This window comes from Providencia vermicola, from assembly GCF_020381325.1.
Taxonomy (GTDB): domain Bacteria; phylum Pseudomonadota; class Gammaproteobacteria; order Enterobacterales; family Enterobacteriaceae; genus Providencia; species Providencia vermicola.
Window position 1 is genome coordinate 280,825 of sequence record NZ_JAGSPI010000001.1, and the last position, 21,382, is coordinate 302,206.

Consider the following 21,382-nt stretch of genomic DNA (forward strand, 5'->3'; position numbering starts at 1 on the left):
TATAGACGTTTTATGACGCATTATGGTGAGAATTTTCTTAAACTATTTGTTTTGTTATTACCTATTTTTATGAATTTTAAAATAGTGATTTTAGTCGTTAAGGTAATAAGGTAATTTAGCATTAGAATATTATTTTGTGATAAAGAGAGTTGCGAATGTTAGTTGTTGAAATGCTAAGCACTGGTGATGAAGTTCTACATGGTCAAATCATTGATACTAATGCAGCATGGTTGGCTGATTGTTTTTTCCAGCAAGGTCTCCCTTTAAGTACAAGAATGACAGTGGGGGATAATTTAGAAAGCTTAGTTAATGCTTTTTTGGAGCGTAGTCAGCATGCGGATATTCTGATTGTGAACGGTGGGCTTGGGCCAACGAGTGACGATCTCAGTGCATTAGCTGCAGCAAAAGCAGCGGGTGTACCATTGATTGAGCGTACGCAGTGGATTGAAGTGATGGAGCGCTATTTTATTAGCCGTGGGCGAGTTATGCCTGAAACTAATCGTAAACAAGCATTACTTCCTGAAAATGCAGAATTAATTGATAATCCAGTGGGCACAGCGTGTGGGTTTTCAATAACGCTTAATGACTGTTTGTTATTTTTTACTCCAGGTGTACCGTCAGAATTTAAAGTCATGGTGAATGACCAAATACTTCCTCGATTACGGGCGCGTTTTACCTTACCCGAGCCGCCCATCTGCTTACGTTTAACCAGTTTTGGACGTAGTGAAAGCAGTTTAGCAAAACAATTCGATCATATTGAGTTGCCTGATGCATGTGTGCTCGGTTACCGCTCTTCTATGCCAATAATTGAATTAAAATTGACTGGGCCAGCTTCTCAAAAAGCGCTCATGGAACAACACTGGCACAGCATTAAGCAAAGTGTTGGGGATAACCTGATTTTTGAAGGTACTGAGGGTTTTGCTAAGAAAATCAGCAAACAATTACAAGAAAGGCAATTAAAAGTTGCAGTGAGTGAGCAGTTTAGTGCGGGGTTATTAAGTTGGACACTAAATTCAGTAGAAGCTTTAAATAATATGAGCTATGTGATTGAGAATGACCGAGAACAAGCACTCACAACATTAATAGACCGAGCAAAAAATATCGCTAAAGATCAATTCGCTTCTATAGGATTGGTCATAGGGGAATTTGATGGTCAATTTTTAAACTTCGCATTATCTACCCCTGAAAAGTGTTATGCACAAAGGGTACATTATTTACCCAATAATCACTCAAAGAAAGAAAAGCAAGAAGTCAGTGTGATGCTTATGTTAGATATGCTCTCTCGTTGGTTAAATGGTCGTGAAGTCATTGGGTATTATGAATGGTTGGTTCAAACAGAATCACTTATTTTGGATAATTAGTGGATACGACTTAACTATTAATAAATTAAGGTGGTTTATGAGCAACTTGATTTCTGGGGGATGCCTTTGTGGTGATATTCGCTTTCAGGCAAAATCCCCCCGTAATGTTCACTCGTGTTCATGTGATATTTGCCAAAAGCAAACAGGTGCACAGACTTTAGTCTGGCTTGAATTTGCAGCTGAAAATGTTGAATGGGTAGGAAAAGGTGGAAAACCTGCAACGTATCGTTCATCTGATTATTCAAGTAGGGCATTTTGCTCGCAATGTGGTAGCTCACTAGGTGCAATTGATGACGAACCTACAGTTGCTTTACTAACTGGTGTGATGGATGATCCCGCGCAGCTAGAGTTACTATTAGAGTATCATTCTTTTGTTGATTTAGCGCCAGCTTGGTGGCGTCACTTAATCAATTATGAACAGTAATTGTGCTTACTCTAAAAGGAGTTAAGTCCGTAAGAATTCGGTTAAATGATAATGGTGAAATAGTGGCTTTAGATAAAAATGGTTGTATTCTTGTTCTTGGCGAGCAGCCTTATCAATCAGAATTTCAGCAAGTAATAACTGAGTCAATCAATTGCCTTAGTGCTTTATTAAACAAGAATCTTCACAGTATTTATATTTATGGTAGCGTGGCGAAAGGGCAAGCAACGCCATATAAATCTGACCTTGATCTCTGTGTCATTGTGAATCAACCTCTCAACCAAATCGAAGTATCTCATTTAGTGCAACTGCAAGAGACTTTGGCTTCAGACTACCAAGTCGTTAGTAAAGTTGATTTTGATATTGGTACCTATCCAGAAGTCATGGATAAGGCTAATTTATATAGCTGGGGTTATTGGATAAAACACCACTGTCGCTGCCTTTATGGTGATGATCTAAGCAAAAAATTTATGCCATTTTTGCCTTCAAAGAAAATTGTGGATGCAGTCAATGGTGATTTTATCGAGGTATTAAATGGCTATATACATCAAATCGACACTTGTCGTGATTTAACTAAGCGAAAGTTTTTGCAAAGGGCTGCTTCTAGGAAGTTAATCCGCTCTACCGATCTTTTACGCAAAGAAGCAGATAAAGACTGGCCTGATAGCCTTGAAGATTATGTGCAAAAAATAATACGGCGCTATCCTACACAAAAAAGGCCAATACAATATTTTTTAGTTCAGGCAAGGGAGCCATCTGCTCATGACCAGCAATTTACTGCTCATCTATATGAATTTATGAATTGGCTTTCGTATGAAAGAGATCATATAACGAAATTCTGAACGACTATTTTTCGTTAGGCTGTACTGCTTCAATAATATAGTTAAAGCTTGAGATCCCTTTTTTGCAGGCTTTATCTTTTAAAAGTGAGGGTGTTTTATCAATAGTACTTTTCAGAGCAGACAATTGGCTTGCGTATGCTTCTGCACCGATAATATCGGGATTTTTGTTTAAGTATTCAACAGCAGTGTCAACTTTTTGATAAAAATATTCGCAAGGGTTATCACTTATTTCTATCGCTTGTAAGTCTTTCAAGGTATTTGGTATTAATTGCTCTGAATTTTGTTTAATAAGCTCAATATATTCTCCAGATTTAACCTGCTCAACTAAGGTTAACACCTTATTTTTCATATTGAAAAACATGACAATAGCAATAATCAGTGCCACGAGTAAAATAATATTAATGGTAATACTGATTCCGAGAAAATACTTTTTCATTACATTCCTTGATTGAAAAATTGAGTATAAAAACAAGGTAATTCCTTTGCACATTTTTGTCTCTAGGAATAACATGAAAATTAAGATAGCTCTAATCAATGAGCTACCTTAAGAATAAGTATCAGTGATAATTTAGCGGACAGTTAAAACAGAGATTTTTGAGTTTTGAATAACCATCGACGCCGTTGAACCGAGGAAATAGGTCGACATCCCTGGTCTTCTTGAGCCAATTACGATCAAATCAGCTGAAATTTCTTCAGCAACGCGTAATATTTCATCTCTTGGTGTGCCCATTAATACTTGAGCGCTATATTTATTTGCGGAAATATTAAATTCTTTGATAATTTCAGCAAGCTGTTTAGTTACATTTTCTTGTTCACTGTCTGCTTTTTCAGCAAAGCCAAAACCCATCGTAGTATAAAAAGGAACAGTCGGAATGATGGCTAAAAAATGGATGTGTGCATTTTCATATTCAGCCAAATATTGAATATGTGACATGACCAGATGAGCTAAGCTTTTCTCTGTAATATCAATAGGTACTAAGATCTTATTATACATGTTTTTCTCCAGCTTTCATTTAATGAGTCCATGCTGTAATCGAATTTAGAATTATAAATAGATACTAATTTATATTAGCCTTTTGTTAAATAAAACGCGAAAAGGCTAGCAAGCGGGTCAACCAAAATTTCGCAAATTGATCATAGCCGATTAACAAGATAAATACTTTGACGGCGGATTCATCTTAAACAAGTTAATAGAAAAACACCTGTTATTTTTCATGCTACTTGTGCTATTTAAATCGCCTTAGCTTTGCATTGCGACATCATTGTTATATGATTTATTATAATTTATATATATTTCGTATTGTTGAGTCGAGGGCATTTTGGGGATCGTAAAAATTTCAGATGAACTGCATGATTATTTGCGTCATGCAAGCCAGGTGATGTCACGCTCCATAAACTCGCAAGCTGAGTTTTGGATAAAAATAGGTATGCAAGCAGAGTTAAATCCAGATAAGACATTTACAATGTTAATCAATGAGATGCTAGAAAAAGAGTTATCTGAGGTAAAAGGAAAAGTTCATGAATAATATTACAATAAAAACAGCAGAAGAAATTGAACTGATGCGTGAGTCAGGGAAACTATTGGCGCGTGTATTTAAAATGCTTGATTCAGTTATTGTACCAGGCATTTCGACCATGGAAATTAACGACAAAGTAGAACGTTATATTATTGAGGAATTACAAGCACGCCCTGCGAGTAAAGGGCAATATGGTTACCAGTATGTGTTAAATACTTCATTAAATGAAGTAGTATGCCATGGCATACCTAAGACAGATGAAATCTTAAAAAATAAAGATATTGTTAATGTTGATATTACCTTGGAAAAAAATGGTTTTATTGCCGATTCAAGTAAAATGTATGTCATGCCAGATGCATCGCCACTAGCACGTAAGCTTGTTAAAGACACCTATTTTGCAATGTGGGAAGGAATCAAGCAAGTTAAGCCTGGTGCAACGTTAGGAGATATTGGCTCTGCTATTCAACATTATGCAGAATCAAAAGGTTATAGTGTTGTTCGTGAATACTGTGGGCATGGTATTGGCCGCGAAATGCATGAAGATCCACAAGTACTGCATTATGGCGTTAAAGGTAAAGGTATAGAGTTAAAAGAAGGTATGACATTTACTATTGAACCCATGATTAACCAAGGGGGTATGAAAATTAAAACGAAAAAAGATGGTTGGACTGTAGTTACAAGAGATAAAAAACTGTCAGCACAATCTGAACATACCATTTTAGTGACGAAAGAAGGATATGAAGTATTAACTTTGCGTGATGAAGAAAAATAGATTTTAAGTCTTATCATAATGAGTTTGTTAGCCAAAAAGGTAGCAAACTCATTTTGTTTGCAGTAAGTCTTAACTATTGTCTTAATGCAATTGCAATGCGATTAAATGCACTCATTAATCCAATGGCTATTGTTAAATCAGAAATCTGTACATCACTAAAATGGTGTTTTAGCTCATCAAATAAGTTATCAGGGGTGCCACTTTCAACAATATTAACAACCGCTTCAGTCCATGCTAATGCGGCGCGTTCTTGAACACTAAAATGATGGCTTACTTGCCACCCTGCGAGGGTATCAATTTTTTTATTGCTTACGCCAGAATTACGTAAGGAGTTCGCGTGCATATCAAGGCAAAATGCACAGCCATTTATTTGTGATACTCTTAAATAAACCAATTCAACTAGTTCTTTACCTAATCCACTTTTATCGAGGGCGTTTTTACAATCAATGAGTCCTTTATAGGCTTCAGGAGATAATGTGTTATATGCTAATCTAAGTGCGCTCATGGTGTTTCCTCATATATTTAATCAGTAGATAAAATGCAAAGTACAGTAGCAGCGATTGTTATGGCCCCATTTTAAGGTTATCTTGACCTAGGTAAAGGGACAAGAATAACTGATTTTACTAGGACAAGTTTTAGGTGAATGTCATTGGGAGAGCATATGTTTTTAAAAATTGATACCAATATTAAGACACCAATTTACCTGCAAATTTACCAGAGAATTCATGAGGGAATTAAAAGTGGCCAACTAAAAGCTGAGCAGCGTTTGCCTGCAGTAAGAGTATTAGCAAGTGAGCTCAATGTTGCTCGAGGTACGATTGAATTGGCATATCAGCTATTAGTTAGTGAAGGGTTACTTGAAACTAAAGGTGCGAAAGGAACCTTTATTTCCCAAACGATAAAAAACCTTCCAATAAATAGATTCAAAGATCCAGAAGACTTGTATCTTGAAGAGAAAGGTTCCAATAAGACAGTGCTGGTAAATAATCGTTCAAAGTGGAATTTTAGTGATTATACAGTTTTAGCATTTCAATTAGGTATTCCAGCGTTAGATGCCTTTCCACATAAATTATGGGCTAGAATTTCTGCAAAAATATTACGTGATAGCCATTTTAATTTGCTAAGTTACCCTGATGTTCAAGGGCTAAAACAGTTAAGGGAAGGTTTAGCTCGTTATTTAATGATATCACGGGGAATTGACTGCTCCCCAGAACAAATATTTATTAGTTTTGGTCATCGTGCAAGTTTACAATTAATTGCTCAAAGCTTATTTACAGCAGGAGATACGGGTTGGTTTGAGGAGCCAGGCTACCATATTGCGCGTGATTTTTTACAGCAAATAGGATTAAAACTAATGCCTATAAGTGTGGATGAGCAAGGGATTAATGTTAAGCAAGGTATTGAAGTGGCACCAGCAGCTAAATTTGTGCTCGTCACACCAACACATCAAAGTCCAACAAACGTAACATTAACTTTAGAACGCAGATTAGCATTACTTGAATGGGCAAACCAACAAGGTAGTTGGATAATTGAAGACGATTATGATGGTGAATTTCACTATCAAGGCCGCCCGTTACCTGCATTAAAAAGTTTGGATAGCCAAGAACGTGTTATTTACTGTGGGACGTTTAGCAAAGTATTGTACCCTGCATTACGCCTATCTTATATTGTCGTTCCTTCTAGCTACCATGACCTTTTCCATTCTACGGCTATGATAATGGGGAATCAATGCCCAAGTTGGCAGCAGGAAATTACCAGTGTATTTATCCAAGAAGGTCACTTTGCCCGTCATTTACGTAAAATGCGCCATCTTTATCACCAAAGAAGATCTTTTTTAATAGAGGCGATAAAAATAAAATTGAGTGATGTTTTTGACATAGAATTACAGGCTGGTGGCATGCATCTTGTTGTCAAAATTATCAATGGAATATCGGCAATTCAATTTTCCCAATCAGCCGAATATCATGGTTTAAAAGTTGAAGCTTTAGATGACTGGTTGATAAATAAAAAAGAAAGTGCTTTTTTATTATTGGGTTTTACCAATATAAAAGATAAGCAGGAAGCATTGATATTGTGTCAAAAATTAGAGGAAATTAACCAGAAGTTGTTATCATCTGGAAGATTTAAATAAAGAAAATCTGATTTATTTAAATGTGATTTATTTAACTTAAGTTGTATTTATAGGTGGTTTTTTATTGTTGGATTTAAATTGAAAACTTAATTTTAAGCTTTGTAATTAAATTTTAATAACAAAATAACTTTATTTTTATAAGCTAAATCAATTAGTTAATTTTATTTTTCTTGGTATGCAATTTTTGCATAAGATTAAGTCCATTTGCATTTCTCTTTAAGTTAAAAAAATGTAACTATCCAAATCAGGCTCAAGAGTCGCATCCGATAAAAGGTTATAGCTCCAACTATAATTTTACATAAATAAAATAGGGGTACGAATGAACAGACATAAACTCATGAAACAAATTATGATAGCGATTGTGCTTGGTATTATATTAGGCTGGGGATGTCATAATTATGCTGCATCAGTGGAAGAAGCAAAAGATATTGCATCTTATCTCAATATTATTACTGATGTATTTTTAAGATTAATAAAAATGATTATCGCACCACTGGTTTTTGCTACGATTGTTTCTGGTATTGTTTCCATGGGAGGTTCATCTTCTGTTGGGAGTATTACCATCAAAGCTATGGTATGGTTTATTTCAGCCGCTGTTATTTCATTATTAATTGGAATGGTTTTTGTTAATGTTTTCCAATTAGGTGTGGGATTAAATTTAACGGTTCCAGCCGTTGCTGTTGATAGTGGATTAAATACCTCTGGCTTTACATTAAAAGCGTTTATTACTCACATTTTTCCAAAAAGTTTTGCTGAAGCGATGGCAAACAATGAAATCCTACAAATATTAGTATTCTCTATCTTTTTTGGATCAGGCCTTGCGTTTATCTGCAAAGATAAAAAAAGTCCGATTGTGACATTAATCGAAGACTTATCGCGTATCATGTTCCGTATTACTGACTATGTAATGAGCTTTGCACCAATTGCTGTATTTGCTGCGATTGCATCTGCGGTAACAGTTGAAGGTCTAGGTTTGTTGTACGACTATGGAAAATTAATTGGTCTTTTTTATGTTGCGTTAGCCGTATTATGGGGCGTACTGTTCTTTGCAGGTTATGTGTTCTTAGGTAAATCTGTATTTAGTTTAGGGAAATTAATTCGTGAGCCTGTTGCGCTGGCTTTTGCCACCGCAAGTAGTGAATCCGCTTATCCAAAAACAATGGAAGCACTGAATCAATATGGTGTTCCGAAAAAAGTGACTAGTTTTGTTTTGCCGCTGGGTTATTCCTTTAACCTAGATGGTTCGATGATGTACCAGTCATTTGCAGTGTTATTTATTGCCAATGCGTACGGTATTGATTTGAGTATTACTGAACAAATTCTCATTTTGTTAACACTGATGGTAACAAGTAAGGGGATGGCAGGGGTTGCTCGTGCTTCTATCGTGGTCGTTGCTGCAACTTTGCCAATGTTTAGTTTACCAGAAGCAGGAATACTGTTGTTACTAGCGATTGATCAATTCCTTGATATGGGAAGAACTGCAACAAATGTGGTTGGTAACAGCATCTCTACAGCAGTTATTTCCAAGTTGGAAGAAAGAAAAGGCGGTTTCAAAGAAGACTCAGATGTGATTATCAGTGAAAAAGTGACATCAACATCATAGAATTTAAGAGCGTTTTTTAATTGAAACCCTTCTGAGTTTGTTAACTTTAGAAGGGTTTTTGCTTTATTCAGATTAATAGTAAGATATTATTTACTTGTTTGGTTACGCATAAATTGCCAAAAACGTTCTGATGAAATATTGAGTCTCGCTTCTGTTCGATAAATGTATACTCCCATCGTGATGGATAGCGTGTTATCTAGGATAGCAAGTTCATTTTTTTGAAGTTCATTTTTAATTGAATAGTCTGGCAACCAGCCCACACCACTTCCGTTAAGCACCATGCGCTTCAGGACGTCGCTCATTGATGAGACAAATGATAGCTCAAAAGGTAAGTCAGTAGATTTATCCATTAATTGGTTGACTTGTCTCCCCATGTAGCTTTCATCGGTATATTTCATTAAAGGTAGAGTTGTACCATCTAATTTAAAAAGAGGTTTCTTGTTTCTGTCGCACAATGAAACTAGATGTAAACGACTTTCAAGAATTTTCGCATGCAGAAATGGAGATGACATTAATTCTTCGTTATAGAAGGATAGAATAAAATCACTTTGCCCTTCTTTTAGTTTATGGACGGCTTCATCAACATTAATTGATTCTACAAAAAAAATCTTATCAATATTTTGTGAAAACTGGGAAATAAAATCAGGAAGAAGAAAAACAGAAAGTGAATGCGCTGCTGAGATATTAATTTTCTGCTTGTCGTTATCAACACCTTTAATTCTATTTATTTGAAAATAGACATCATCAAGTAAGTTTCTAGCATAAACAATGAAACTTTTTCCTTGTGGGGTGAGCTGCAATGGATTGGTGTTTCTATCAAATATTTCAAAACCAACGGAGGATTCGATAGATTGAATTCTTCGACTAAAGGATGATTGCGATATATTTCTTTTTTCTGCCGCTAAAGTAAAACTGCGACATTCTTCTAGAACAACAATATCGTGCAACCATTTAATTTCTAGATTACTGATCATTGTATCCTCTTATGATTATAGTTATTTATTTCCTATGCAAATTTAGCATAACTTATAGAAACTCTGCAATTACGAAAGGTGATCATTATGCGATTATATTATTATATTTTATGGGAGCGGATTATGAAAAAAATATTAGGTATGCTAGGGGGAATGGGGCCAGGTGCAACGGCAGATGCATTTTATAAATTAATCAATAATACTAAAGCATCTAAAGATCAGGAGCACATACCTGTTATTATTGTCTCAATTCCTGATATTCCAGATAGAACAGAAAATATTATTCATGATGGAGCATCACCACTACCTGCGATGATAAACTCATTGAAACTACTTGAGAGTGCTGGTGTATCTTGTATTGTTATGCCTTGCAATACCGCTCATTATTGGTATAAGGATTTAATTAAGGAAGTTAAGGTTCCTTTTATTAGCATTATAGATGCAGCATGTAAAAATATTATTAATAATAAAATTAGAAAAGTGGCTTTATTAGCAACGACAGCAACAATACGTACAAAATTATACCAAGAAAAGCTCAGTTTGAATAATGTGGAATGTATTGTTCCTGATGAGATTAATCAGTATAAAATAATGCAAAGTATTATTGCCTATAAAGCAGGTGACGTTGATAAAGCGAAGGAACTAATTTATCCTTATATTAATATGCTAAAATCTGATGGCATAAATAAATTTGTTATGGGATGTACGGAGATCCCTTTAATCTTAGATGAGGTGGTTAATTGCTCACCAGATGAATTTATTGATGCCACTGAGGCTTTAATTAAAGAGGCTATTGATTGGTATAATTTTGGTGATGAACGATTTGAAAAAGAAATGATAAATGTAAATTATCAAGAGCTAGTTTAATTGTATTGTATAGCCAGCACCAGGGTGAATTTTAAATGTGAATTTTAGTCTAATATTGATTTAATAGGTCAGTATTATTTGGTTCTTTTATTTATGGGCTGATAAATAAAATGAAGACCTATATGTTTCATTGAGACCTTTTAGTTGTGAAAGAGCAATTTTTTTAATTTATTTGAAAGTTTAGGACTTTTTTAACTTGTAGTTAATGAGATAGTCGTGACAATAGGCGTTTTATTATAATTATTAGTTATTGTCAGATAGGGATCTACTCATGCAATTTAAATCGATGGTCAAATTGGTTATTGGCGCAGCGGTGCTGCTTGTTCTTGGATTGGTTGGGATTAACTCATATACTATCGTTCAAGACGGGTCAGTGAAAGTCGGAACATTTTTAGGGAAAGTGGATCCTGTGGCATATGATGCTGGACTGCACTTCCCTATCAATCCATTTACAACTTTCGATACGTACTCAACGAAAGATATTCGGGTTTCGTTAAAGGAACTTCGAGTTCCTTCACAAGATAAATTAAAATCAATTGTTGATATTACCGTTATGTTGCAATTTGATGGTGCAAAAGCCCCTGTATTGCGTATTAATGGTGGTACCGAGAGTGAAGCATTGGATAAATATGTACGTCAAAAGTTAATCTCGACAATTTTAGAATTTGGTAAAGATGTGGCAAACGCGCAAGATCTTTATACTGCAGATACGCAAAGAAAATTACAAGACTCAATTAGAGATGCAATCCAAAGCTATGCATCGCCATATGGTTACACGATTAAAGAAATTATGATCCAAGATATTACTTTGCCAGAGGTGGTTCAGGAACAAGTGGTTAATACTAAAATGCGCCAAGAGCAAATTAACCAAGCGAAAGCAGAAGCAGAAAAAGAACGTGAATTAGCACAGAAGAAAGTTGTCATTGCAGAAGCTGAACGTGAGTCTGCGGAGCAACAAGCTATTGCTAGGGAACGTAATGCGCAAGCAAATGCGTTTGCAATGCGCCAAGAGGCGGATGCAAAATTATATGCAGCGCAAAAAGAATCAGAGTCTAATGCAATATTACAGCGCACAATCACCCGCGAAATGATCAATTGGAAACAGTTAGAGATTGAACAGATTAAAGCGCATAAATATAAAGGTGAGGTGCCTAATATTGTTGTTGGTGCTGATTATGATGGCAAAATGATTATGGATATGCGTAGTAATCAGTAATTAAATGTAGAAAATATGCATAGAACAGAAACCAGCTTTACGAAAAATAAGGCTGGTTTTTTTCTATTTAAAATGAGCATTATCGGCGCGAAGGGTGAGTATAAAATGGAGTTTAATAGACATTATAATGATATAAAATGCAAAAACTCTGAGATGTAAGAGAAAAGGATGAGGTCAAGGTGATAGCGATAAGTGCATGTTTACTAGGGTTTTGTGTAAGGTATGATGGTAAACACCAACTCTATACCCCCTTAAAAGAACTCTATGATGCAGGTAAAGTGATCAGCATCTGCCCTGAAATTCTTGGTGGACTCCCAACTCCTAGAGCCCCTGCAGAAATTGTTGGTGGGAATGGTGATGATGTTTTATTAGGGCAAGCCAAAGTTATCGATAATAAAGGGATTAATGTCACAGAGGCCTTTGTACGAGGTGCTGAAATTGCACTCAAAAAAGTACAAGATTTAAATATTAGTATTGTTGTGCTTAAGGCAAATAGCCCATCCTGCGGAAGCCAACAGATTTATAATGGTGAGTTTAATGGCTCATTAAAAGCTGGCATGGGAGTTTGTGCCGCACTATTTAAACGAAATAATATCCAAATTTTGGATGAAAACTCCCCGAGTTTAATTTCAGTGGTCAATGCATTGTTTCATAGAGAAGAATAAATATAAGGTTAGATAATTTTTAATATAAATTATACTTATTTTAAACCTAAGTTAAATTCATGTTGTTTAATGCTAAACTACAAGGGAGTCACACTGAGATTTACACGTTTCAAGTCATTGTTGGATAGTGAAATGGTGTTTTTATCTGAATATATCATAATATCATTTACTCACTAGATAGTTATCTTGTAATCATGGTATATCATCAGGAAATAAAACTGATGAGTTAACATAATGTTTAATATCTCTGAGTTGATTAATGATTCACCAATAGATTCGATTCTTTTATTTATAATCACGTTTGTTTTGTTGATTTTATCTGCTTACATTGGCAAATATATTTTTAAGCGTAAATCAGTTCATGAAGAAATTGCTGATGATGAAGCTAAAATTATTCTAGGGGCAATTTTATCACTGTTAGGTTTACTAATTGGTTTTGTGCTTTCTATTTCCATTAATGGTTACAATAACCGCCAACAAACAGAAGAAAATGAAGCTATCGCGATTGGCACAGCATATCAACGTGCCCAGCTATTGAATGCTGATGATCGAAATAAAGCATCCCACCTTATCCAGCAATATTTAGAAGCGCGTGTTGAGTTTTTTAAATCAGGGATCAGTGATGAAAATAACCAATGGCGCATGGTCTCGCTAGAGAAACAAAACCAGCTTTGGGAAATTGCTGTCAAAGAAGCAAACCAATCACCAAACCCTGTTGTTGCCTCTGTATTAAGCGCATTTAGTGATCTTTATCTTTCTCAGCAAAAAACAATGGCAAGTTGGCGGCATCAAATTCCGAATGCAACTTGGCTTCTCCTTATCTTTTTTGCTGTCTGTTCCAATGTCCTTATTGGCTACAATATTCGCGGTACTAAGGGGAAAAATTGGCTGATCCTCATTCTACCTTCATTAACCACATTGGCATTATTCATGATTGCTGAAATTGATGTGCCAGGAGAGGGGATGATCCACGTTGTTCCGGATGACTTAGTTTTATTGCAGGAATTCTTATTTAAGGATGGTGCATGGTTGGGAAAGTAGAATAGAAATAAAGCTCCCCAAGTAAGATATCTTGGGGAGCTTGTTAGATTAGCGAACAATAATACCTAATAAAATTCCGATAGCACCAAAGTCAGCATCACTGAATGTTGTATTTGCGATACCAATATCCCCAAGTACAGGTAATAAGAAGACAGGTAAGAAGGTGATTAGTAAGCCTTGCGCAAATGCACCTAAAATAGCGCCGCGGCGGCCACCTGTTGCGTTACCAAATACCCCAGCAGCAGCTCCCACAAAGAAGTGTGGCACAACACCTGGAATAATTACTGTCATATTTAAGGCATATAATAAGAACATGCCGATGACACCCGCTGCAAAGCTACTTAAGAAACCGACTAATACTGCGTTTGGGGCATAAGGGAATACCACTGGGCAGTCTAATGCAGGTTTTGCATTTGGCACGAGTTTGTCTGATATACCTTTAAATGCAGGAACAATTTCAGCGATGACCATGCGCACACCTTGCAGGATAATGTATACCCCAGCTGCGAAGGTAATAGACTGCATTAATGAGAACATAAACCAGTTTTTGCCACCACTGACTTCACGCACAAAATCACCGCCTGCAAATAAGCAAGTAATGATAAAAATGATGAACATAGTGAATGAAATAGCCACAGGTGTATCACGCAGGAATAGCAAGCTTTTTGGTACATTCATATCTTCTGTTGAATGCTCTTTATTACCAAACTTGCTGCCAATAAAACCTGCTAATACATAAGAAATGGTTGAGAAGTGCCCAATAGCAACGTCATCAGAACCTGTAACTTTCTTCATATATGGGTGTGCGATGGCAGGGAAGAACACCATACAGAAGCCCACAATTAAAGAGCCAACTGTCACCAGCATGGTTCCTTCCATTCCTGCCGTTGCTAGAATAACGGCAATCATCATCGACATGAATAATGTATGGTGACCTGTCAGGAAGATGAACTTCCATGGTGTTAAGCGAGCAATCAAGATATTGATTAACATCGCAAAGAACATGATCATTGCCATCTCACGGCCAAAGCTTTTTTGTGCAATAGACACAATTGCTTCGTTGTTAGGTACTACACCGTTGATGCCAAAAGCATGTTGGAAGATGGCAGAGAAATCACCCAATGAGCTAACCACTAAACCTGCACCAGCACCTAAGATCACAAAACCCATAATGGTTTTAATAGTGCCTTTAATGCATTCTGTTACCAGTTTTTTCTGAGCAATCAAACCGATAAGGGCAATAAGACCGACTAAAATAGCAGGTTCAGATAAAACATCCTGCATCAGAAAACGAAAAAATGACATAGAGCCTCCGTTTACATCGCACCAAGTTTTTGTAATGCAACAGTGAGGCGCTCTTTCATGGCAACTTTATCAATCATATTTTCCAGTGCGACGATTTCACCACCCACTTGTTGAGCAACAAGCTGCTCTGCAATATCACTTGTACCAACAAAAATATCACTGACAGTGCCTTTTGCTGAGCCTAAATCAACATGGTCAACTTCAGCACTAACTTGCATATCTTTTAAAATATTTTTGATGCTCATTTCCATCATTAAACTGGTACCTAAGCCATTTCCACAAACAACGGTGATTTTCATAATGTTTACCTTAATATGTAATTATTCGTATTTAGCGATGATTTGAAGAATGTCATCGACGTTTTCTGAGTGCATGATGCTATCAATATCTTCTTGGTTATCAAAAAGTTCAGCAAGTTTTGCGATAGCCCCGATGTGGCTATTGCTATCTGTAGCAGCAAGAACGATAAGCAGTTTGATTGGGTCGTTGCCATCTGAACCGAACTCAACGCCTTGTTTAATCACGGTTAAACCAAGGGATAGCTGGTTTACACCATCTTCAGGACGAGCATGAGGCATGGCAATCCCTGGGCCTAAGACATAATAAGGGCCAATCTTTTCATGTGATTTGATAATCGCATCGATATATTGCGGTTCGATTAACTTATTATTAATTAATGGTTTACAGGCGATTTTGATCGCATCTTGCCAATCTGTGGCACTTTCGACGACCTGAATAACGTTCGAGGTCAGTAAAGTCGTAAGCATGGAGCTGCTCCTGGTTGGTTAAATTTTTATCTTTTTAATGGTTGAGTGAATAGTAGTGATCTATGGTAGCGCTATCTAGCTGATTTGTTCATTTTCGTGATAGCGCTATCATTTTGAATAAATATTGCGAACAAAGGCTAAATGAATAGACTTGTAAGCTGATTAACAAATTCAACCTGTGCTAAGTTAGTGCTGTTGAATAATAAGTTTAGGCTAAATAAAAGTATTACATGCAAAAAACACGAAAAAGAAAAAATACAGGGCGAGTGACATTACAGGATGTCGCTAAATATGCAGGCGTTGGCTCTATGACGGTATCTCGTGCTTTGCGAACGCCTGAGTTAGTATCAGATAATTTGCGTGAAAAAATTAACGCAGCCGTTGAGGAGCTTGGCTATATTCCAAATTCTGCCGCGGGGATTTTAGCTTCAGGGCAAAGCCGAACTGTTGCCGTGTTAATTCCTTCTTTGCGTGATAATGCGAGTTCAGTTTTTCTGCAAGCATTACAGGAAGTGCTTAACAAAAATACATACCAAGTTGTGATTGGTAGCCACGATTATCAGCAGAAAAAAGAATCAGAAGTTTTATCGACTTTATTACAAAGTAACCCTGCGGCGCTGATCATATTTGGTGCGGTTAATTCACAAAGCGTTTTTGATTACCTTAAACATTTAGATATTCCGGTTATCAACGTGGCAGGGGAATCCAGCCATCCTGTTACTTTGAATATTAAAAGTAATATTGGCGAAGCAGTTAATTTTTTAACCCATTTTTTGCTACAAAAAGGCTATAAAAAAATAGGTTATATCGGGGCTCAGATGGATAGCAAAATGCAAAGCCAACAGCTAAGCGGTTGGAATAAGGCGATGCTAGCTTATAACCAAAGTGCTGAACAAAGCATCACTACACCATATGTCGCAACAATGGACTTCGGTCGTCAGGCGATTAGTGAAATGTTAACACGGCAACCAGAACTTGAAGCTGTTATTTGTAGTCATGAAATGATAGCACTTGGCGTGCTTTTTGAGTGTCAAAGGCGGTTAATACAAGTACCAAAAATGCTAGCGCTTGCCTGTGTAGAAGGCTCATCAAATTGCGACCATATCCAGCCATCACTTACATCTGTCCGTATTGATTACAGTAAAATGGCGCGAGAAACGGCTAAAAAATTACAGAAGTGGTTAGCCGATCCTGACACTGACTTTTCTGAAACTCAAGATGAAATCATTTTTCCCTATAAGTTTGAAGCCAGACAAAGTGCATAAAATATAACACTCCGGTTTAAATTAACGTTTTAGTATGTAATTTAATCTCTAGCCGACAATATAGAGTGGTATAAATCACTTTTTGATGAAAAACAGGATCGTTTTTTTGTATCTCGAAATAAGATTGTCGGCTGGGTCACTGTATCCTATTTATTCCCTGCTAATGTATAAAGAGGGCAGCTAACTGCCTGCATATTAGAAGTCTATTACTCGATGAATTGATTGAGTCATTACTGGGGAGTCACCATGAAATTTCTTAAAACTGTTATTTCAACTGCGATTTTAGTTTCTTGTAGTGTGAGTGCTGCAACAACAGGCTCTGAAGTCTTAAAAGTACAAGATGGCGGTACACCGAATAAAGTCTACACAGCAAATAAACCAACCATTAAAGTTGCAACTTACAATATCGGTAAAAATGAATTAGCCCAAGATGTGGCGAATTTAGATAATTTGAGTAAGGCAATTGGTAAGATAGACGCAGACGTTATTGTTTTAACGGAAATTGATAACAAAACTGCGCGCAGTAAAAAAGTTCATCAGCTAGAAGAAATCGCGAAAGCCAATAAGATGGATTTTGCTTTTGGTAAAGCATTGGATTTCGATGGCGGCGAATATGGGGTCGGAATTTTATCAAAATATAAAATAGAGAAATCCCAAGTTGTTAATTTGCCATCAGGTGATGCAGAGCAGCGTGTGGTATTAATCTCTCAAATAACTAAGCCTGGTTTTGATGCACCGATTATTGTGATGGGCACACACCTTGACTGGCAAAAAGATCCGACCATTCGTATCGGTCAGGTTCGTCATATTTTAGATGCGAGTATCGGTGATACAGATACAGGTTTTGATAATATCGCGGCCTCAATAAAAATATTAGCAGGGGACTTTAATTCCACGGCAAATGAGCAGCCTATTCAGGAAATTCGTTATATGTGGAACCCTGTCGAGAAGCAAGGGATTGATTATCGCAGTTGGCCAGCGGTAAACCCAGCGATTGATATTGACCATATTTTTACATTTAAAGGCCAAGTATGGGATGTGAAGAATATGCAGATCCCAACTGATAGTAAAGAGTTCCAATGGTCGAGTGTTAGCGACCATCTTCCAATTATTGCTGAGTTGGAATTACAGGAGCAATAAATAAACTTGATGTTTATGTTTATAAGCTAGGCCCCTTATGGGGTCTTTTTTATTTTTTTTCTGTAGAGTTTTTCAATAACCTTTGTCTTTCAATATAACGCTTTTCAACAATGAGCAGGTATTGCTCAATAGTTTGATAGATTTTTTCACGGGGTATAGAGACTAAGCTGTTATCACTTATAGCATCAGTCGTTTTATAGACAAAATCAGACATGAAGTCTGTAATGTTTTTAAATTGGTTAGCCACATGTGTGTAGTAATACTGGTAGACATAGGATTCTTGTGAATGGCTGAGCTCCGTATTATTCGTGAGATTGTTTGTTGCAAGCAATAGTAGTTGAATGTTAGTCATGGAATCCCCTTTTTTAGGAGGAAAATACTACCTGATTTTACAATTTTGTTTTGTCAATATTCGTCGGATAATTTTATGTTTTCGTTAAATACTTAGAGTTTATAAGAATATTCTGTATTTTTGGCGATTTATGATATGACAGAACAAGGATTAATTACTTTATACTAAAAATGCAATAGTGTTTTAAATTAAAATTAAGTTAAATATTCTTATGGTTGACGTGTTAATATATTGTTATTTACTTTTGCTTTTCAAGCTGTTAATAAATTCTAGTCTGTAATGATTTTATTTTTATTTAGAATAATCAGTATCTTATGTGTTTTTGATTTAAGGGTTATGCTGTAATTGTTAATAAGGAATGTAAAATAATAGGAATAAAAAATATACTAAAAGATATTTTGAATGATAAAGATATTAATTATTCAATTAGATTTATCCATTTGAATTTATTGTGTTTTTTTATTTTTTCTTCTTGTTTTAATTTTAGTCGATTAAAAGGGAGTATGTATTGGATATTTTATTTACGCATTATCTGGGTATTATTACGCATAATTGGAGTTTATTTACAGTTGGCAACATTATTATGTACATTGTATTATTTAATAATATATTCAATATAAGCAATATTAAACAGTATTAAACTGTTAAGGTGAATTATTGTTTCTGGTTCTGTAAGTATGAAACCTTTATTGTATAAAAAATACAAATTGCAACAGTTAATCTTTAAGGTACTATTTATATTCAAGGTTTAATACTGGTATACTTACTCATGTAATAGGTAAAATGAAGTATAAATATGGGTTTGGTCGCATTGATTAGAGTAAATCGATTTTTTGCTAACCATAAATTTTATCTAGAATAGATATTAGAGAGGGTGGCGCTCTAATAAGATATTCTGATGTGGCTTATCAATCCTATTATTAAAATAATTATTACTTTCTTACAATTAACTAAATATATCTACTTGCATACCTTTTATGCAAAGGTGTGGTGAACAATTTTGGTCAATTGGATGTGTTACTGTGTTTATGAGAGCTTAACTATATGAACATAATCAAATTGCTCACAATTCTATTGTTAACTGGGTGCTCTTTTATTTTGGGGGTCACTCTGAACTATTCCCCAACTCCTGATTTGGTCAAAATGGCAAAGGCGAATGTAGAGGATTATCTGTCATATCCTGAATCGGCTTCTTTTCGAAATGTGAAATATAATTTCATTCGACAAACGGCCGACAAAGGAGATTTAGGCTATGTCTGTGGAGAGGTATTTCGTGTTAGGAATGCGCGGTTAGAAGGCTATAAAAAGTTTATTGTGAAAGCCTATAATGATAAAGATGGAAGAGTCACGATGTCCATACCACTTGTGGAAGGGGACTATGACTTATTGCCAATGGAAATGATGAATTCGTTATGGGGCAAGTATTGCTTCTAATTATGTGCACGAAAACCAACCAATAAAGAAAGCCAATTGGCTTTCTTTAAAGGGGGATATGCGAGTTATCCTCTTAGTTCTCTCGCACACTGCTGAAGCTGTAAGAAGGAAGCGAAACGCAAATCATGACGTGCTTGATAGCTTTCCTCTGCATAGTAAGTTAAATCAATTTCACTAAATTGATCCATGGCTTGGGCGACGTTATCACAAATTTTACCCGCGACAGCACCTAAAATGGCTGAACCAAGTAAAACAGGTTCACTCGCTTGTGTAGAAATCACGGGAACGTTACATGTATCTGCTAATAACTGGCGAATTAATGGATGCTGCCCTGCGCCACCACTGACCACAATGTTTTCAATTGCAGCACCTGATTTTGCTTGTGCTTCAATGATTTGTCTTAAGCCGTAACCAATACCACACACACCAGCAACATAAAATGACAGCAAATTTTCTAAGCTATTGTCCATGGTGAGGCCTGCAATTACCGCCCTTGCATGCGGGTCAGCAAATGGTGCGCGGTTACCTAAGAACTCAGGGACAACGTGGATTTTTTCAGCAAGTTCAACAGACTGAGATGGAGAGGTCGCTTTTTCTAACACTAGGTCAGCTAAATAGACGGGAAGTGGTTTTCCTTGCTCTTTTGCAGTAATTTTTGCACTTATACTAGCAGGGTGAAGGGAAAGCAGTTGATCAATCGCTGCGCCAGCTGCACTTTGCCCTCCCTCGTTTAACCACATACCTGGCACCATCGCACTATAATACGGCCCCCAAACGCCAGGTATGAAAACTGGCTCTTTAGTCGTTGTCATTGTGCAAGATGAGGTTCCGAAAACATACGCCATGTTGGCTGTTGCATCACCATTGACACCCACCGTACCAATTCCACCTGCATGGGCATCAATCATACCTGATGCAACAGGGGTACCGACTAATAAGCCCATCTGTTTTGCTGCATCGTTTGTTAAGCCAGAACCGCAAGGAGTGCCTGGTTCAACAATCAATTGGCCAATACGAGCAAATTTTTCATCAGCAAGTTCAGATAAACCAATTTGATGGAAGTAATCAGTATCCCAACGTTTTTCATGGGCGAGATAAGTCCATTTACAGGTGACTGTACAGGTTGAGCGAGCTAACGAGTCAGTTGATTTCCACGTTAAGAAATCAGCCAAATCAAAAAACTGCCACGCATTTTCATAGGATTGAGGTAGGTTTTCTTTTAACCATAAAATTTTTGGTGTTTCCATTTCTGGGGAAATCTTACCCCCCACATAATTTAAGACAGGGTGTTTTAGCTGATTAATACGTTCAGCTTGTTCTGTGGCGCGATGATCCATCCAGACAATAATATTACGGTCTGGATCAGCGCTTGGACTAGCGGAAATAGGCTGTTTATCGTGGCCAATCACGACGAGTGAACAGGTTGCATCGAAGCCAATTCCTGCTACCTGTTGTGGTGAAATATTTGAAGTTGCGACAGCTTGCTTGACACAATAACAAACTGCCTCCCAAATTTGGTTACTAGACTGCTCTGCGAAATGAGCGCTGTCGCGGTAGAGTGTAATATCGTGTTTAGCAGATGCTAACATTTTACCTGTCATGTCGAATACACCCGCGCGAGCACTGCCTGTACCAACATCAATACCTATAACCACTTTATCATTTTGAGGGGTTGAATGTTGCATTTTACCTCCAAAAATTAATCATTA

The 21,382-nt window shown here is 36.5% G+C and carries 23 protein-coding genes; 14 read left to right on the forward strand and 9 right to left on the reverse strand.

Going from position 1 to position 21,382, the window contains the following annotated elements; all coding sequences use genetic code 11:
* Positions 1-155 precede the first annotated feature (155 nt).
* The 3 genes from KDJ85_RS01255 to KDJ85_RS01265 all read left to right on the forward strand — a co-directional run bounded on the left by KDJ85_RS01255 (position 156) and on the right by KDJ85_RS01265 (position 2,624).
* A complete protein-coding gene (locus tag KDJ85_RS01255; protein ID WP_225818151.1) occupies positions 156-1,361 on the forward strand; it encodes a nicotinamide mononucleotide deamidase-related protein YfaY in 1,206 nt (401 codons plus the stop codon).
* A 37-nt stretch (positions 1,362-1,398) separates the two neighbouring features.
* Positions 1,399-1,785: a GFA family protein gene (locus KDJ85_RS01260; protein WP_225818152.1), complete on the forward strand. Its 387-nt coding sequence runs from the start codon at positions 1,399-1,401 to the stop codon at positions 1,783-1,785.
* 62 nt (positions 1,786-1,847) lie between these two features.
* Positions 1,848-2,624 (forward strand): nucleotidyltransferase domain-containing protein, encoded by a 777-nt coding sequence (locus tag KDJ85_RS01265; RefSeq protein ID WP_225818153.1) that lies wholly within the window; start codon positions 1,848-1,850, stop codon positions 2,622-2,624.
* A gap of 4 nt (positions 2,625-2,628) precedes the next feature.
* Here the strand turns inward: KDJ85_RS01265 and KDJ85_RS01270 are convergent, their stop codons facing one another.
* Both KDJ85_RS01270 and KDJ85_RS01275 read right to left on the reverse strand, forming a co-directional pair.
* Complete coding sequence (locus KDJ85_RS01270; protein ID WP_225818154.1) at positions 2,629-3,060, reverse strand: hypothetical protein; 432 nt, start codon at positions 3,058-3,060, stop codon at positions 2,629-2,631.
* Between the two features lie 132 nt (positions 3,061-3,192).
* Complete coding sequence (locus KDJ85_RS01275; protein ID WP_225818155.1) at positions 3,193-3,618, reverse strand: universal stress protein; 426 nt, start codon at positions 3,616-3,618, stop codon at positions 3,193-3,195.
* A 325-nt stretch (positions 3,619-3,943) separates the two neighbouring features.
* Here KDJ85_RS01275 and KDJ85_RS01280 point away from each other — a divergent pair, with 325 nt between their 5' ends.
* Positions 3,944-4,150 (forward strand): ParD-like family protein, encoded by a 207-nt coding sequence (locus KDJ85_RS01280; protein ID WP_206083945.1) that lies wholly within the window; start codon positions 3,944-3,946, stop codon positions 4,148-4,150.
* Positions 4,143-4,913, forward strand: a complete 771-nt coding sequence (gene map, locus KDJ85_RS01285; RefSeq protein ID WP_225818156.1) for a type I methionyl aminopeptidase — start codon at positions 4,143-4,145, stop codon at positions 4,911-4,913. The genes KDJ85_RS01280 and map overlap by 8 nt, the downstream gene beginning before the upstream one ends.
* 73 nt (positions 4,914-4,986) lie before the next feature.
* Here the strand turns inward: map and KDJ85_RS01290 are convergent, their stop codons facing one another.
* On the reverse strand, positions 4,987-5,418 hold the full coding sequence (locus tag KDJ85_RS01290) for a carboxymuconolactone decarboxylase family protein (RefSeq protein WP_225818157.1): 432 nt from the start codon (positions 5,416-5,418) through the stop codon (positions 4,987-4,989).
* A gap of 156 nt (positions 5,419-5,574) precedes the next feature.
* Here KDJ85_RS01290 and pdxR point away from each other — a divergent pair, with 156 nt between their 5' ends.
* Positions 5,575-7,044: a MocR-like pyridoxine biosynthesis transcription factor PdxR gene (pdxR, locus tag KDJ85_RS01295; protein WP_225818158.1), complete on the forward strand. Its 1,470-nt coding sequence runs from the start codon at positions 5,575-5,577 to the stop codon at positions 7,042-7,044.
* Between the two features lie 319 nt (positions 7,045-7,363).
* The gene (locus tag KDJ85_RS01300; RefSeq protein ID WP_225818159.1) at positions 7,364-8,647 is read left to right on the forward strand and encodes a dicarboxylate/amino acid:cation symporter; all 1,284 of its coding nucleotides are present in this window, start codon (positions 7,364-7,366) and stop codon (positions 8,645-8,647) included.
* A gap of 86 nt (positions 8,648-8,733) precedes the next feature.
* On the opposite strand, the gene KDJ85_RS01305 is transcribed toward KDJ85_RS01300, so the two are convergent.
* Positions 8,734-9,621, reverse strand: coding sequence for a LysR substrate-binding domain-containing protein (locus KDJ85_RS01305; RefSeq protein ID WP_225818160.1), 888 nt, complete (start codon positions 9,619-9,621; stop codon positions 8,734-8,736).
* Positions 9,622-9,744: 123 nt separating this feature from the next.
* Here KDJ85_RS01305 and cuyB point away from each other — a divergent pair, with 123 nt between their 5' ends.
* The 4 genes from cuyB to KDJ85_RS01325 all read left to right on the forward strand — a co-directional run bounded on the left by cuyB (position 9,745) and on the right by KDJ85_RS01325 (position 13,410).
* Positions 9,745-10,488 (forward strand): cysteate racemase, encoded by a 744-nt coding sequence (cuyB, locus tag KDJ85_RS01310; RefSeq protein ID WP_225818161.1) that lies wholly within the window; start codon positions 9,745-9,747, stop codon positions 10,486-10,488.
* Positions 10,489-10,759: 271 nt separating this feature from the next.
* Positions 10,760-11,704, forward strand: coding sequence for an SPFH domain-containing protein (locus tag KDJ85_RS01315; protein ID WP_206083951.1), 945 nt, complete (start codon positions 10,760-10,762; stop codon positions 11,702-11,704).
* Between the two features lie 179 nt (positions 11,705-11,883).
* The gene (locus KDJ85_RS01320; protein WP_225818162.1) at positions 11,884-12,369 is read left to right on the forward strand and encodes a 2-thiouracil desulfurase family protein; all 486 of its coding nucleotides are present in this window, start codon (positions 11,884-11,886) and stop codon (positions 12,367-12,369) included.
* A gap of 234 nt (positions 12,370-12,603) precedes the next feature.
* Positions 12,604-13,410 (forward strand): bestrophin-like domain, encoded by an 807-nt coding sequence (locus tag KDJ85_RS01325; RefSeq protein ID WP_225818163.1) that lies wholly within the window; start codon positions 12,604-12,606, stop codon positions 13,408-13,410.
* A gap of 48 nt (positions 13,411-13,458) precedes the next feature.
* On the opposite strand, the gene KDJ85_RS01330 is transcribed toward KDJ85_RS01325, so the two are convergent.
* Genes KDJ85_RS01330 through KDJ85_RS01340 form a run of 3 tightly spaced genes read right to left on the reverse strand, consistent with a single transcriptional unit; the run spans position 13,459 to position 15,482 of the window.
* Positions 13,459-14,715, reverse strand: a complete 1,257-nt coding sequence (locus tag KDJ85_RS01330) for a PTS ascorbate transporter subunit IIC (RefSeq protein WP_225818164.1) — start codon at positions 14,713-14,715, stop codon at positions 13,459-13,461.
* A gap of 11 nt (positions 14,716-14,726) precedes the next feature.
* The gene (locus tag KDJ85_RS01335; RefSeq protein WP_219248895.1) at positions 14,727-15,014 is read right to left on the reverse strand and encodes a PTS sugar transporter subunit IIB; all 288 of its coding nucleotides are present in this window, start codon (positions 15,012-15,014) and stop codon (positions 14,727-14,729) included.
* Between the two features lie 21 nt (positions 15,015-15,035).
* Positions 15,036-15,482 (reverse strand): PTS sugar transporter subunit IIA, encoded by a 447-nt coding sequence (locus KDJ85_RS01340; protein ID WP_206083957.1) that lies wholly within the window; start codon positions 15,480-15,482, stop codon positions 15,036-15,038.
* A 230-nt stretch (positions 15,483-15,712) separates the two neighbouring features.
* On the opposite strand from KDJ85_RS01340, the gene KDJ85_RS01345 reads away from it, so the two are divergent.
* Both KDJ85_RS01345 and KDJ85_RS01350 read left to right on the forward strand, forming a co-directional pair.
* The gene (locus tag KDJ85_RS01345) at positions 15,713-16,747 is read left to right on the forward strand and encodes a LacI family DNA-binding transcriptional regulator (RefSeq protein WP_225818165.1); all 1,035 of its coding nucleotides are present in this window, start codon (positions 15,713-15,715) and stop codon (positions 16,745-16,747) included.
* A gap of 246 nt (positions 16,748-16,993) precedes the next feature.
* Entirely contained in the window at positions 16,994-17,887 is an 894-nt protein-coding gene (locus KDJ85_RS01350) for an endonuclease/exonuclease/phosphatase family protein (protein WP_225818166.1), read from the forward strand.
* Between the two features lie 49 nt (positions 17,888-17,936).
* On the opposite strand, the gene KDJ85_RS01355 is transcribed toward KDJ85_RS01350, so the two are convergent.
* Complete coding sequence (locus KDJ85_RS01355; RefSeq protein WP_225818167.1) at positions 17,937-18,239, reverse strand: hypothetical protein; 303 nt, start codon at positions 18,237-18,239, stop codon at positions 17,937-17,939.
* A 1,203-nt stretch (positions 18,240-19,442) separates the two neighbouring features.
* Between KDJ85_RS01355 and KDJ85_RS01360 the strand changes: the two genes are divergently transcribed.
* Entirely contained in the window at positions 19,443-19,673 is a 231-nt protein-coding gene (locus tag KDJ85_RS01360) for a hypothetical protein (protein ID WP_225818168.1), read from the forward strand.
* Positions 19,674-19,738: 65 nt separating this feature from the next.
* On the opposite strand, the gene KDJ85_RS01365 is transcribed toward KDJ85_RS01360, so the two are convergent.
* Complete coding sequence (locus tag KDJ85_RS01365; RefSeq protein ID WP_225818169.1) at positions 19,739-21,358, reverse strand: FGGY-family carbohydrate kinase; 1,620 nt, start codon at positions 21,356-21,358, stop codon at positions 19,739-19,741.
* Positions 21,359-21,382 lie beyond the last annotated feature (24 nt).

Excerpts from the sequence above, each read along its gene's own strand:
- KDJ85_RS01325 (WP_225818163.1), top strand. The coding sequence starts at position 12,604 with ATGTTTAATATCTCTGAGTTGATTAATGATTCACCAATAGATTCGATT.
- KDJ85_RS01345 (WP_225818165.1), top strand. The coding sequence starts at position 15,713 with ATGCAAAAAACACGAAAAAGAAAAAATACAGGGCGAGTGACATTACAG.
- KDJ85_RS01270 (WP_225818154.1), bottom strand. The coding sequence starts at position 3,060 with ATGAAAAAGTATTTTCTCGGAATCAGTATTACCATTAATATTATTTTA.
- KDJ85_RS01330 (WP_225818164.1), bottom strand. The coding sequence starts at position 14,715 with ATGTCATTTTTTCGTTTTCTGATGCAGGATGTTTTATCTGAACCTGCT.
- KDJ85_RS01260 (WP_225818152.1), top strand. The coding sequence starts at position 1,399 with ATGAGCAACTTGATTTCTGGGGGATGCCTTTGTGGTGATATTCGCTTT.
- map (WP_225818156.1), top strand. The coding sequence starts at position 4,143 with ATGAATAATATTACAATAAAAACAGCAGAAGAAATTGAACTGATGCGT.
- KDJ85_RS01290 (WP_225818157.1), bottom strand. The coding sequence starts at position 5,418 with ATGAGCGCACTTAGATTAGCATATAACACATTATCTCCTGAAGCCTAT.
- KDJ85_RS01275 (WP_225818155.1), bottom strand. The coding sequence starts at position 3,618 with ATGTATAATAAGATCTTAGTACCTATTGATATTACAGAGAAAAGCTTA.
- KDJ85_RS01355 (WP_225818167.1), bottom strand. The coding sequence starts at position 18,239 with ATGACTAACATTCAACTACTATTGCTTGCAACAAACAATCTCACGAAT.
- KDJ85_RS01335 (WP_219248895.1), bottom strand. The coding sequence starts at position 15,014 with ATGAAAATCACCGTTGTTTGTGGAAATGGCTTAGGTACCAGTTTAATG.
- KDJ85_RS01365 (WP_225818169.1), bottom strand. The coding sequence starts at position 21,358 with ATGCAACATTCAACCCCTCAAAATGATAAAGTGGTTATAGGTATTGAT.
- KDJ85_RS01255 (WP_225818151.1), top strand. The coding sequence starts at position 156 with ATGTTAGTTGTTGAAATGCTAAGCACTGGTGATGAAGTTCTACATGGT.
- KDJ85_RS01340 (WP_206083957.1), bottom strand. The coding sequence starts at position 15,482 with ATGCTTACGACTTTACTGACCTCGAACGTTATTCAGGTCGTCGAAAGT.
- cuyB (WP_225818161.1), top strand. The coding sequence starts at position 9,745 with ATGAAAAAAATATTAGGTATGCTAGGGGGAATGGGGCCAGGTGCAACG.
- pdxR (WP_225818158.1), top strand. The coding sequence starts at position 5,575 with ATGTTTTTAAAAATTGATACCAATATTAAGACACCAATTTACCTGCAA.
- KDJ85_RS01350 (WP_225818166.1), top strand. The coding sequence starts at position 16,994 with ATGAAATTTCTTAAAACTGTTATTTCAACTGCGATTTTAGTTTCTTGT.
- KDJ85_RS01300 (WP_225818159.1), top strand. The coding sequence starts at position 7,364 with ATGAACAGACATAAACTCATGAAACAAATTATGATAGCGATTGTGCTT.
- KDJ85_RS01305 (WP_225818160.1), bottom strand. The coding sequence starts at position 9,621 with ATGATCAGTAATCTAGAAATTAAATGGTTGCACGATATTGTTGTTCTA.
- KDJ85_RS01315 (WP_206083951.1), top strand. The coding sequence starts at position 10,760 with ATGCAATTTAAATCGATGGTCAAATTGGTTATTGGCGCAGCGGTGCTG.